Genomic DNA, 13,240 nt, shown 5'->3' with positions numbered 1-13,240 from the left:
TCAAGTTATATTGATGTTAATTTTAAATTTTGAATTACCATTAATGTTAATATGTGCCATTTGGGTTACCCACACTAAATAGCGAAGAGCCAAATTTAAAAAGAAATAAGCTATTTAATAGACATCAACAACTACTTTCGATATAATGATTTATAGTTATTAATTAAAGTCGAAAATTATTATTATTTAATGGTTATCATTAGTTTTATAAAATTTAAGAATATAATTTAGTGGAGGTAGAGAGTATGGAGTATATTAGTACTAGAGGAAATTATAAAAGTGTAAATTCGGCTGAAGCAATAAGCCTGGGGATGGTTCCTGAAGGTGGATTATTTGTACCAGAAGAAATACCGAAACTGGAGCTAGCAGAAATTATGGAGATGAAAGATCAAAGCTATCAGGAACTGGCGGTCTGGATTTTCAATAAATTTTTAAGTGATTTTAGTGAATCAGAGATTGAGGAATCAGTAAAAGCTGCCTATCAGAAAGAAAGTTTTCCCCGGTCAGAAAAAACACCGCTGATTAAACTGGATCAAAATACTTATATTCTGGAATTATGGCATGGTCCAACTGCTGCTTTTAAGGATATGGCTCTGCAGATACTGCCTCAACTTTTAGTGAGAGCAGTTAAGAATCTGGAAGTAGAAAAGGAAATTGTTATTTTGGTTGCAACTTCTGGCGATACTGGTAAGGCAGCCCTGGAAGGCTTTAAAGATGTAGAAGGAGTTAAAATTATAGTGTTTTATCCAGAAGATGGAGTCAGCAGAGTTCAGGAAGATCAGATGAAAACCACCGGGGGCAGCAATACAGAAGTTGTATCTTTAAAAGGTAACTTTGATGACTGTCAGACTGCAGTTAAAAACATATTTGCTGATAAGGAATTTAGAGCAAAAATGGAAGCCAATAATTTTCAGTTTTCTTCAGCAAATTCTATAAACTGGGGTAGACTGCTGCCGCAGATTGTATATTATTTTAAAGCTTATTTTGAAATTGTTAAGGAAAATCAAGTTAAAGCCGGCAATAAAATTAATATAGCTGTACCAACCGGTAATTTTGGCAATATCCTGGCTGCTTATTATGCCTATCGTATGGGGCTTCCGGTCAACAAATTTATTTGTGCTTCCAATGATAATAAAGTTCTGACTGATTTTTTAGAGACTGGAATATATAATATTGAACGCGAATTTAAGAAAACAATCAGTCCTTCCATGGATATTCTTATTTCCTCCAATCTGGAGCGCTTTTTATTTGAGGTTACTGATCATGACAGCAGCAAAATTAAGGAGTGGTATCAAAAACTTAAATCTGAAAATAAATTTGTGATTGATCAGCAGACTAAAGCAAAAATACAGCACCTTTTTAGTGGTCATTATTCTACTGAAACAGAAGCAAAGGCGGTAATTAAAACAACTTTTAACAATTTTAATTATTTACTCGATCCTCATACAGCCGTAGGCGTTGATTCTTTAAACAAATATCGGCAGCAAAATAAAGATCAAACAACAGCAGTTATTGCTTCTACTGCTAATCCCTATAAATTCAGCCGGGCAGTTCTGGAATCATTAAAAGAAGAAAAAATTGAGCAGGATGAATATAGAATTATAGAAGAATTAAATGATTTAACAGCAGCTAAAGTTCACAGAGGACTCAGGGGATTAGAAAATATGGAAAGTAAGCATCAGCACAGTTGTGATAAAAACTCTGTTAAGGAAAAAGTGGCAGAAATACTTAAGTTATCTAATTAAATGAACTGGGTATCTGAAAAATGACTGTTTTTAAATAATGCAAAATTTATATGCCGGCATTTATCTTTTTTGCCGGCTATTTTTGTAATTAAAATACATATTAGAAATTTAAATTGATTTTTTAGGAGTGTAATAATGGCACTTTTTATTTCCTATTTACCGCTGTGGAAGGAAGCATTTATCCTTGCCTGGCCGGTGATGCTTAACCATATATTTGTTACAGCAATGAGAACTACAGATATGATCTTAATGGGGTATTTTGGTCCGGCAGCAGTTACAGCTGTTGGGCTGGGAGATGTCTGGGAAAGTATAATATTAAGAATAGGACTTGGTCTGGGAAGTGGAAGTATTTCCCTGATTTCTCAGGAAAGTGGTACTAATACTGCTGCTGCAAAGGCCAATAAAGATCTTGTTTTATCACAGGTGATCTTTGTTTCTCTAATTATTGGAATTCCCTTTATTTTTATAGCTCTTTTCTTTGCAGAGCAGATGATTGCACTGCTTGGTGCTGCTCCGAAGGTGATAGAACTGGGAGCCCAGTATCTAATGATAATTTTTGCAGCTGCTCCTTTTAGAATAACTTCCATTATTGCTGCCCGGGCTCTGCAGGGAAGTGGGGACACCAGAACTCCAATGGTGGTAGAGGTTATTTCTAATATAATTAATATTTTAGTTTCGGTTGGACTGGCTTTAGGAATTGGATTTTTACCAGAAATAGGTGTGCCTGGAGTTGGTATTGGCACCTTTACTGCTAAAACTCTTTCGGCCGTCATCTTTATACTGATCTTTTTAAGTTCTAAAAGTGAATTTAACTTAATAAATCCAATTAAAAACTGGAACTTTATCCTGATCAAACAGTTATTTAAAGTAAGTGCCCCCAAAATTACAGAAGGACTTTATCAGAGCTTAATTACCTTTCCTTTCAACTCCATTTTACTTCTTTTCGGAACCGAAGCCGCAGCTGCCTATCATATTGCAAGAAGGATTTTTCAGCAGTTAATTGCTCCCATGCACCGTTCATATTATACGGTAACTGCTATTTTGAGCGGTCAAAAAATTGGTGCTGCCAGAGTGGAAGAAAGCAAAAAAACAGTTGAGGCAATGCTTATTTTGACAGTGGTTTCTATTGGTAGTTTTTCGCTTTTAATCTTTTTTAGTTCACCTTATTTAGTCAGATTATTTGGGGATAATCCAGAAACCCTGCAGATTGCGGTCCGCTTTTTGAAAGCATTAAGTATTGGAGGACCTTTAATTACAATTTATGGGGTACTGGCAGGTCACTTAAATGGGGCCGGAAATACTAAGTCAGCCTTATATGGTAATCTAATTTCTCAGACATTATTAAAACTTGGTTTAAGTTATCTACTTGGAGTTTATTTTAATCTGGGCCTTTTGGGAATTTTAATTGCTCTTCCTGCTGACTTTTTTGGCCGGGCACTCTGGGTTGGTCGTAAATATTTAGGAAATGACTGGATTGCAGAGGCTGATCTGATGATTTCAGAGAGAAGGAATCAGAACAGTGATGCTCAATAATTATAAGAGATGATCACTATAGTAAAATTAATATTAAAAAATGCAGAATTTTGCAGGTCAAAAAGTTGAGATAGAGAATTATTTAAGTAGAGTCAAACAAAAGTAATTTAATCAGGTTTATAGAAAGGAGCCAGGCCAATTAAAAGACAGAAAATATACCAAAAATTAAAATTATATGAGGACAAAACTGTACCTTTAAGCGGTTAAATTTAATCAGCTCTCTATCTTTAATGATATTAGCCTTGGTATAACCAGTTATCCAGAACAGAGTCAGATAGCAGATGAACTAATAGATCAGGCATTTATTGCCTTTATTAAAAACATAGGACAGGAAAAAGCAACAGAAAATATTATTAACTCAATTATAAATATGGCACACGCACTTGAGTTGAAGGTTGTGGCCGAGGGGGTTGAGACAAAAGCTCAGCTTGATTTTTTAAAAGGACTTGATTGTGATTATGCTCAGGGTTACTATTTTGCCAGACCTGATACAAAAGAAAATATTATTCAGTGGCTGCTGGAAGAAAAAAAGTATAGTTTTAATAAAGATCGACTCAGAGAATAAATGAATAGTGATGTATAATTAAAATTACAGTTTTAAAATGTTGAAAGGGGCATTTTGCTAAATGAATTTTAGAAAAGCTGAAAACAGGGATATTCCAGAAATTATAAAGATTATTAATGAGGCTCAGAACTATTTAAGGAAACAGGGGATTGATCAGTGGCAGAATAATTATCCTAATTCAGAGACAATAAAAGATGATATTAAGCAGGGTAATTCATATTTGATTCAGCAGGGAAGGCAAGTTATCGCTACAGCTGCAATTATTTTTGCTGAGGACTCTACTTATAATTATATTGAAGCTGGAGAGTGGATTAGTGAGGGGAAATACGGAGTTGTTCACCGGGTGGCAGTTGCAGAAGAATATAAGGGACAGGGGATAATGGCTGAGATTTTTAAAAATACATATAAATTGGCCAGCCGCGAAAATGCAGAGAGTATTCGTATTGATACTCATCCCGAAAATCTTGCCATGCAGCGGGCCATAGAAAAAGAGAGTTTTACATACTGCGGAATTATTTACACCAGTGAGGGCGGTAAGAGACTGGCCTATGAAAAATTAATTTCTAAGACTTAAATTAATTTCAAACAAAAAATGATAGCTGCAGAAAGGAGTAATCAATGAAAGATCTGAAATATTTAAAACTACTGTCAGAACAGTTTCCCAATGTTCCTGCTGTAAGTACAGAAATTATTAACCTGAAAGCTATTTTAAATTTACCGAAAAGTACAGAGCATTTTTTAACAGATTTACATGGGGAAGCCGAAGCATTTAAATATATGCTTAAAACTGCCTCAGGAGTAATTGAGTATAAGATTGATCAAATATTTGAAGATAAGTTAACTGATACTGAAAAAAGAGAGCTGGCAACTTTAATTTTTTATCCTAAATCCAAAATGAAGGAATTAGATGAAAGAGGAGGAATTCCGCCGGAATGGTACAAAGAAGCACTGGATTACATGGTGCAGATTTCTCAAGAGGTTTCTTCAATTTACACCAGATCTAAAGTGCGGAAAGCACTCCCGGAAAAATTTGCTTATATCATTGAAGAACTTCTGCATATTAGAGAAGGTGAACCCAATAAAAAAGACTACAAAGCAAAAATTTTGACAACAATCATTGAGGTCGGTCAGGCCAGAGAGTTTATTATTGCACTTTCAGAGCTGATTCAAACTTTTGCTGTTGATAAACTACATATTATTGGGGACATCTTTGATCGTGGTCCGACCCCGGATGTGATTATGGATTTTTTAAAGAAACATCATAATGTTGATGTTCAGTGGGGTAATCATGATATTTTATGGATGGGGGCAGCTTTAGGGCAGCAGGCGTTGATTGCTACTGCTTTAAGAATTGCTCTCCGCTATGGAAATCTTGAATTTTTAGAAGAGGGTTATGGAATTAATATGCGGCCTCTGGCCAGATTTGCGATGAATCATTATCAAAATTTGGATGAAGAAATTTATCAACCTCGCCTGATCAATAGAGAATTAGATGAAAATGAAATAAAAATTATGTCCCAGATGCATAAAGCTATCGCTGTTATTCAATTTAAATTGGAAGGGCAGCTGATTAAAAAACGGCCGGAATTTGAAATGAATGAGGCCCTCTATTTAGAAAAAATAGACTATCAAAAAGGAGTTTTAAACTTAGCAGGTAAAAAGTATCAGCTGACAGACCAGAAATTACCTACAATTTCACCTGAAGCTCCCTATCGCTTAAGTGAATGGGAAGAAGAAGTAATTGAGCAGCTCAGCTATTCTTTTAAAAATAATGACAAATTACAGGAAGATGTTAGATTTTTATACAACAACGGCAGCATGTATAAAAAATATAATGGCAATCTTCTATTTCACGGCTGTGTGCCGCTGGCTGAAAATGGAAATTTTTCGGAGGTTAAAGTTGAAGGAGAAAAATACAGCGGTAAAAAATTGATGGACTTTTTTGATGATATTATCCGCCGCAGTTATTCCAAGCAGGAGGCTGATGCTGAGTTTAAAGACTGGCTCTGGTATCTCTGGCGGGGAGAATTATCTCCACTTTTTGGTAAGGACAGGATGACTACCTTTTTGCGATATTTTACTGATGCAGAAGAGGATGACCTTTATCAAGAAAATATGAATCCCTATTATCAGGCCAGAGAAAATGAGTATATCTGCAAAAAAATTCTGGCTGAATTCGGACTTGACCCAGAAACAGGCCATATTATTAATGGTCATACGCCTGTAGCTGAAAAAAAAGGAGAAAGTCCTGTCAAAGGGAATGGAAGACTGCTTGTTATTGATGGGGGGATTTCTGCTGCCTATCACGAAAAAACGGGAATAGCAGGCTATACTCTAACTTACAGCAATACAAAAATGCGCTTAATCTCGCATCAGCCATTTATCAGCAAAAAAAATGCCCTGCATAAAGACAGCAGGGATACGATTTCGGCTGCAGAAGTATTAAAATTTGAGCAGCCGCAAAAAATAGCTGATACCGATATTGGTGAAAAGTTAAATGAAGATGTGGAATATTTAATGCAGCTGCTTGAAGCATATAAAGATGGTATAATTAAAGAAAAGTACAATTAATTAAGCTGTTGATAGACTTCTTCAGCTAAATAAGAACTTCTAACATGAGGACCGGAGGAGACTTCTTTAAAACCGCGGGCCAGAGCTTTTTCTTTCAGCTCTGCAAATTTCTCCGGTTTTATATATTCTGCCACTTCAATATTTTCGTTAGAAGGCTGGAGATACTGACCCATAGTTAAAATTTCTACTCCAGCTGCTAATAAATCATCCCAGAGCTCAATCAGCTCTCTTTCGCTTTCTCCCAACCCGAGCATCATTCCTGATTTAATTAAAATATTTTTGTCTGCCTCTGCAACTTTATTTAAAACTCTCAGAGACTGCTGATAATCAGCCTGAGGTCGGATCTGACTATAAAGGGAAGCCACAGTCTCAATATTATGATTAAATATTTCCGGTTTTACCTTAATGATCTTATCAATTGCCGGCTGGTATTCATTAAAATCAGGAGTTAAAACTTCGATTGAAACTTCGGGAGTTCTCTCCCTGATTGCTTTGATCACCCTCACAAACTGTTCCGCCCCGCCATCTTTTAGATCATCCCGAGTCACAGATGTAATAACTGCATGTTTTAACTTTAGTTTTTCCACTGCTTCTGCTACTCTTTCTGCTTCAGCTGGATCTATTTTTTCTGGTTTATGCTGGTGGGACACCGAACAGAAGCGGCAGCTGCGAGTACAGTATTGACCCAGAATCATAAAAGTAGCGGTTTTTTTGCTGTAGCATTCACCAATATTGGGGCAGCGCGCATTTTTGCAGACTGTATTTACTTCTAAATCTTTAAGCATATTTCTGGTAGCCAGCATACCTTTCTGCAGTGGATCCTTCTGGCGCAGCCAGGCTGGCAGTCTTTTGCGAGAATTATTATTTTTATTAGTCATCCTAAAACTCCTTTTTTATTTATTGTTATATAAATGATATTATAAATTTAACTGAATAGCTATCTTTTAAAATTCCAGTTCTGACTTTTATATTTTTCTGAAGCTAGTTTTTTTGCAAGTTCATTCTCTGCCTCTGTTAACTTAGATTTTTCTAATTCTATCCCTAAAACTTGAGCCAGCCCGGCAGCTATAGCGTTTTCTAATTCAGAATGCGAAAAATTATAACCCGCTTTTTTTAGAGATGTTGATTTTAAACTAAAAGTTCTGCGCGCTTTTTTTCGCTGCTCTTCAGAGCTGTAATTTAGAAGCTTAAAAATTTTTTCTGCATTCATTGTAAGCGGCAGAGACCCATGCTGCAGAATTGTACCATTTTTTCTTCGCTGAGCACTTCCAATCAGTTTTTTGTTATCTAAAATGACTTCATACCAGGAAGGTGCATCAAAACAGGCAGCTGAATGCCCCAGAGGTGCTTTTTTACCTCGCTCTACAGCTTTTAATTCAGCCGGGATACCCAGCTGCTGCAGACCGCTGACCAGGCCCCTGCTGATCTGCTGATAACTTTTCTCTATAGAATTTGCCAGCAGTTTGTAATCTTCTCTAATAATTAAACTGTAGGTTAATTCCCGATCATGGAGAATGGCCCTCCCCCCGGTTAAACGCCGGACAAGATCAATTCCTTCTTTCTGACAGTTTTGGTAATCAATTTCTTTTTTAGTCTTTTGAAAATAGCCCAGAGAAAGAGCTGCCGGTTTCCAGCTGTAGAAGCGCAGTGTAGGTGGCACCTCATTTTTGCTGTGTAAAATCATTATTGCTTCATCAACTGCCATATTATAAAAAGCATTACTGCTGCTGTTTGTAATTAAGCGCCATGGCTGCAAACTAATTACCTCCTTTCTAATTGTACACCTTACACCTACCGGGAACCTGTCGTTTAATGACTAAATTTGTCTAATGATATCCAGAGAGAATCCGGCAAATAGTTAATTTAAAAACCTCTCTTTTGACCATTCCAGGGAGGATTTTCATTATTTTTGAACTCTTCAACTCCCGGTCCACCAAGTTTATTTAAACGCCAGATTCCATAAATATAGCTGATCACTAAAACTACTATGATAGCAGGCCAGCCCAGTATTACATTTATCCAGGCTAAGTTGAGCACAGCTTCACTAAAAAATAAGTTGAGCTGAATGCTGAGCCGCAGGCCAAAGTAAAGGGCCCAGAAAATTGTAACCTCCTGGTAAGCAGGTTTAATATCATCCCGCCAGAACCATTTTAAAGGCCAGCCGCGGCTTAAATGACTGGCCCAGGCTGCCAGTGGTTTACCGATCAGCAGAGAAATGACTGCAGCCAGCAGCAAAAAAGCAGAGGATGTCAGGGCAGGAATAAAATAATTGCTGGCATTTTCACTTAAATAAGCAAGAGAGGAAGCAAAAATTACTCCAGCCAGACCTCCCAGAGCATATTTCCAGTTTTCTTTTTTGATAACCCGTCTGCAAAAGCTAAAGAAGGCTGCTGTCACAGCCAGAATAACCGCCGGAATTAGGCCAAAAAGAGAATTGCTGACAGCATAGATTAGAGGCGGCAGTAGGGCATCAAAGGTTTTATTTAAAAATATTGAACGTAATTCTTCTAAAATTTCTTTTTTACTTACCCCCATTTTTACTGCTCCTTATTATTAATTTTTACTTAAAAGTTTTTAACTATAAGATTATTATATATAATTATTGTTATTCTGGCAAAAATCAGAAATTTTTAGAGGATTTTGTGGTTTAACCTTGAATTCTTATATTAATGGTGGTATATCACTATAATGATTTCGAAGGATGATCTTATGGACATAAAAACAGAAAAAAAAGCCAATAAAAAGTTAATGACTACAATTCATATCTATTATTTAATACTGCTCTTAATATTAATTGCTAAATTTATGTTTTGGGATGTTGAGCACCTGGATGATTATATTTTTGGTTTTTTTTATTTAATAATTTTATTCATTATTATGGAAATGATGCTTAAAATTACATTTGATAAAAAGACTCTTTTTATCTGGATGGGCCAGACATTCTTCTATACATTATTTTTATTTTTAGAATACCACATTATTGTTAAGATTTTTATACTTTATCAGGTCCTGGCTGGAGCTTTTGCCAGTGCTCAGCAGATTAAGATTTTTAAAAAACAGAATGAAAAAGTTAAATTTTTAAGCTTTCATGATGAGATGACTGGTTTATATAATAGAAGATATTTTGAAAATAAACTGCAAGAATTTAATAATCCTGACTTCTATAATCTTTCTGTAATTATAGCTGATATCAATAATCTAAAAATAATTAATGATAATTACGGACACAAAAAAGGGGATCAATATATAAAAGAAACAGCCGATTTACTGAAGTCAGTTACCCGAGAAAAAGATATTATTTCCAGAATTGGTGGAGATGAATTTGCAATAATTTTACCGGATACCAATAAAAAAGAATGTTCTCAGATTATAAAAAGGATAAAGAAAAAAGCAAAAAAACATCCCGAAAAATATTTCAGCATTGCCTTTGGCTATATCTACAACAGCCAGAAATATAAGACTCTGGAGGCAATGATCAATGCAGCAGATCGGAAAATGTATCATAATAAGAAAGAAATTAAACAAAAATTAAATTTGAATTTCAAGCGGGAAAACAGCTGGAATAATTAGCTGTTTGAGGAAGTGATTATGATTAAAAAAATAAAATTTAGATTTTACTCATATTTAAATGATTTTATCAAAGCTGAATCACAGAAAAACCTAAAATTAACTGACGAACGTTATTATGTCCATCATTACCGGGGACGGCAGACAATTAAAGACAGAATTGAAAGTATTGGAGTTCCCCATCCGGAAGTAACTCTGATTTTGAATAATTCTCAAGCAGTTGACTTTTCCTATCTGGTGCAGCCCGGTGATTTTTTTTCGATCTATCCCCACCTTTATAATTTTGAGCTGCCAGAAGAAATTAAATTATTAACTGAATATCCAGAAAAACCAAAATTTATTTTAGATGTCCATCTCGGTCGACTTGCTCGTTATCTCCGCCGTTTTGGTTTTGACACAGCCTATAGAAATGATTATCAGGATAGAGAAATTGTTGATCAGGCTGTCAGCGAAAAAAGAATAATTTTAAGCAGAGATCGGGGACTTTTGATGCGAAAAAGAGTTAAATGGGCTAAATTCATCTGGAATGATGATCCAAAAAAACAGTTAGAAGAAGTTTTTGCGCGATTTCAGCTGGCTCAATATTATCACGGTCAAGAAAGTCGCTGTGTAGACTGCAACAGCAAATTAGTAGATATTGATAAAGAGGAAATTATAGAAAGACTGGAACCTAAAACCAAAAAATATTTTCAGGATTTTAAATACTGCCCCAGCTGTGACAAAATATACTGGCGTGGTTCTCACTACGAGAAGACCGAAAAAATGTTAACAGAATTAAATCAGCAGTAATCTAATTCCCGGCAAAATTAAAAATATTGATGGATTTGTGTTATAATATACTTAAAAGTAATGAACAGGAGGTGGCTAAAATGGCTGAATATGTAATCGGTGATATTCATGGAGAAATAGATGAGCTGAAGAAGATTATTGAAAAGATTAATTATGACCCTGATCAGGATAAACTGATTTTTGTCGGGGATTATGTGGATCGTGGTGCTGATTCCTATCAGGTTTATAAATATATCAGAAAACTGGATAATGGGAAAAATATTTTTTTAAGAGGTAATCACGAAGAAATGATGATTGATGCTGTTTTAAATGAAAATAATATTGATCTCTGGTATCACAATGGAGGTCAGGAAACAGAGACTGGTTTTCCAAATCGTTCTGAATTAAATAAAGCTGCCCAATATTTTGCTTCACTACCATATTATCATGCCGCTGAGGATTATATTTTTGTTCATGCCGGTATTAATCCCTCTAAAAGTCTGGAAGAACAGACAGAACATGATCTGGTCTGGATCAGACAGCCATTTTTGGGAGCAAAAAGTGAGGATTTTAAAGAAGATAGGACAGTAGTTGCCGGTCATACTCCGGTTGCTGAGGTGAGATTTGGGAATAATAAAATTCTGGTGGATACAGGAGCCGGTAAAGGTGGAATTTTAAGTGCAGTCAATTTAGAAACGAAAGAAGTTTACAGTACAAGTGATAAAAATCCAATTGCTTCACTCTTATTTTAAAGTGATAGAAGATACTTTGAAAGAAAGAGATAGAGATTAGTGGTTTTAAGAATTCATCAAAGATTTAGATCAAATAAAAGTATAAGCAAAAAAGCGCTGCTCCAGCTTGAGGAACAGCGCTTAATTTTTTTATACTAAATAAAGTCCAATTATTTATAGATAAATTTATTCATCTTTAAAAATGAAGCTGCCGCTGAATGCATAAATTACTGCGATAATCGGAGCCAGAAATGATAAAAATGTATAGGGAATATAGCTAAAACCAATATCCATTACATTCTGGATATAAACCGAAACAACACCCCAGGGTAAAATTGAGCAGCCGAGGGTAGAAGCTGTCTCTAAAGACCGAGAAAGTACACTGGTTTTAATTTTCATTTCCTGATAGGCAGGAGCCAGGGTCCGGCCAGGAATCACAATTGAGACAAACATTTCCCCGGTTGCTAAAAGCATAATATAGGCTGAACTTAAGGAAATTAAGATTAAATCTCTAGGCCTTTTTATAAAAGCAAGCATCGAATCCAGGATCACTTCTAAAATTCTAGCTTTTTCAAGTATTCCTCCCATTGCAGTACCGGCCATAATAATGGCAACTGTACTCATCATATTATTGATTCCGCCCTGAGTTAAGAGACTGTCTAAGAGTTCCATTCCGGTATCAGCCTGATAACCACCGGCAGCTGCATTTAAAATTTCGGCAAAAGAGGCTCCCTGAGTTAAAACTGCAAAAATGGAAGCAGTAATAAAGCTGAGCGAGAGGGAGGCAATTGCCGGGACTCTAAATAATGAAAGCAGCAGCATCAGAATCGGTGGAATCAAAGTCCAGAGAGTTATATTAAAGTTCTGCTCTAAATTGCTCAAAATTTGATTAATATTAGCCAGATCAACACCACTTTCTAAATAAAAGGTGCCGATTACTGTATATAAGAAAAGGCTGATTAAAGCAGCCGGCAGAGATATGTAGAGCATTGATTTAATATGATCAAACAGATCGGTGCTGCTCATTGCAGCAGTTAAATTAGTCGAATCTGACATTGGCGAAATCTTATCTCCGAGCATTGCCCCCGAAACTACTGCACCAACAGTAATTGCTTTTGGTACTCCCAGTCCTTCTGCAACTCCCAGAAGAACAATTCCCATGGTAGCAATTGTTCCAAAAGAGCTCCCGATTAAAATTGAAGTAACTGCAGCCAGTAAAAAAGCTGCCGGTAGGAATATGCCAGGACTTAAAAGTTCCAGGCCATAATAAACCATAGTCTGGATAGTTCCTGATAAAATCCAGCTTCCAATCACCATTCCAATAATAATTAGAATTAAAGAGGCCCCGAGAGCATTTTTAATTCCATTGATCATTCCGTCTTCAATTTCTTTCCAGCTTAATCCCAGGTAGAGGGCAAATAAAGCAGCTGTCATTGCTCCCAGAACCAGGGCAGATTCCAGGACTAGAGCAGTTCGAATAGAAAATAAGATAACTGCAATTACAGTTATCAATGTTATAATGGCGATTCTTGAGTTAGGTTTCTGGATATTTTCTTCAGTCATTATTTATCAAATCCTTTTATATATTTATCTTCAATAAATTTTACACACCATATATATAATAACTATTTTTGGAGTTGAAAGTCAAATAAATTTGGGTAATCTCAGAGATTCCGCAAATGATTTTTAAAAAATAAAAAAGATAAAATATTACTCTAAACAGTATTTTCTACACTAAAATCAGCTCAAATAAGATACAG

General features: G+C 35.7%; 12 protein-coding genes. 8 read left to right on the top strand and 4 right to left on the bottom strand.

What is annotated here, in order from left to right:
* The first annotated feature begins 245 nt into the window (after positions 1-245).
* The 5 genes from thrC (at position 246) to DFR79_RS15340 (ending at position 6,414) form a co-directional block, all read left to right on the top strand.
* On the top strand, positions 246-1,745 hold the full coding sequence (gene thrC / locus DFR79_RS15360) for a threonine synthase (RefSeq protein WP_133516345.1): 1,500 nt from the start codon (positions 246-248) through the stop codon (positions 1,743-1,745).
* 135 nt (positions 1,746-1,880) lie between these two features.
* Positions 1,881-3,278, top strand: coding sequence for an MATE family efflux transporter (locus DFR79_RS15355; RefSeq protein WP_133516344.1), 1,398 nt, complete (start codon positions 1,881-1,883; stop codon positions 3,276-3,278).
* 223 nt (positions 3,279-3,501) lie between these two features.
* Positions 3,502-3,843 carry an EAL domain-containing protein gene (locus tag DFR79_RS16350; protein WP_133516343.1) on the top strand — a complete coding sequence of 114 codons (342 nt, stop codon included), beginning with the start codon at positions 3,502-3,504 and terminating at the stop codon, positions 3,841-3,843.
* A gap of 61 nt (positions 3,844-3,904) precedes the next feature.
* On the top strand, positions 3,905-4,417 hold the full coding sequence (locus DFR79_RS15345; protein ID WP_133516342.1) for a GNAT family N-acetyltransferase: 513 nt from the start codon (positions 3,905-3,907) through the stop codon (positions 4,415-4,417).
* 44 nt (positions 4,418-4,461) lie between these two features.
* Positions 4,462-6,414 (top strand): fructose-1,6-bisphosphatase, encoded by a 1,953-nt coding sequence (locus DFR79_RS15340; protein WP_133516341.1) that lies wholly within the window; start codon positions 4,462-4,464, stop codon positions 6,412-6,414.
* Here the strand turns inward: DFR79_RS15340 and lipA are convergent.
* From lipA to DFR79_RS15325, 3 genes are all read right to left on the bottom strand, one after another.
* A complete protein-coding gene (lipA, locus tag DFR79_RS15335; protein ID WP_133516340.1) occupies positions 6,411-7,292 on the bottom strand; it encodes a lipoyl synthase in 882 nt (293 codons plus the stop codon). The genes DFR79_RS15340 and lipA overlap by 4 nt on opposite strands.
* Before the next feature lie 59 nt (positions 7,293-7,351).
* Entirely contained in the window at positions 7,352-8,170 is an 819-nt protein-coding gene (locus DFR79_RS15330; RefSeq protein ID WP_208107568.1) for a lipoate--protein ligase family protein, read from the bottom strand.
* 107 nt (positions 8,171-8,277) lie between these two features.
* A complete protein-coding gene (locus DFR79_RS15325) occupies positions 8,278-8,949 on the bottom strand; it encodes a DUF3159 domain-containing protein (protein WP_133516339.1) in 672 nt (223 codons plus the stop codon).
* A gap of 174 nt (positions 8,950-9,123) precedes the next feature.
* Between DFR79_RS15325 and DFR79_RS15320 the strand changes: the two genes are divergently transcribed.
* From DFR79_RS15320 to DFR79_RS15310, 3 genes are all read left to right on the top strand, one after another.
* Complete coding sequence (locus tag DFR79_RS15320; protein WP_166638082.1) at positions 9,124-9,984, top strand: GGDEF domain-containing protein; 861 nt, start codon at positions 9,124-9,126, stop codon at positions 9,982-9,984.
* An 18-nt stretch (positions 9,985-10,002) separates the two neighbouring features.
* On the top strand, positions 10,003-10,770 hold the full coding sequence (locus DFR79_RS15315; protein WP_133516337.1) for a Mut7-C RNAse domain-containing protein: 768 nt from the start codon (positions 10,003-10,005) through the stop codon (positions 10,768-10,770).
* A gap of 80 nt (positions 10,771-10,850) precedes the next feature.
* Entirely contained in the window at positions 10,851-11,501 is a 651-nt protein-coding gene (locus tag DFR79_RS15310; RefSeq protein WP_166638081.1) for a metallophosphoesterase family protein, read from the top strand.
* Positions 11,502-11,666: 165 nt separating this feature from the next.
* Here the strand turns inward: DFR79_RS15310 and nhaC are convergent, their stop codons facing one another.
* Positions 11,667-13,043: a Na+/H+ antiporter NhaC gene (gene nhaC, locus DFR79_RS15305; protein WP_133516335.1), complete on the bottom strand. Its 1,377-nt coding sequence runs from the start codon at positions 13,041-13,043 to the stop codon at positions 11,667-11,669.
* Positions 13,044-13,240: the final 197 nt, after the last annotated feature.

The sequence above is a fragment of the Halanaerobium saccharolyticum genome (assembly GCF_004362045.1).
Lineage (GTDB): Bacteria > Bacillota > Halanaerobiia > Halanaerobiales > Halanaerobiaceae > Halanaerobium > Halanaerobium saccharolyticum_C.
Note: the sequence above shows the minus strand (reverse complement) of the source record. Positions and strands in the feature narration are given on the sequence as shown.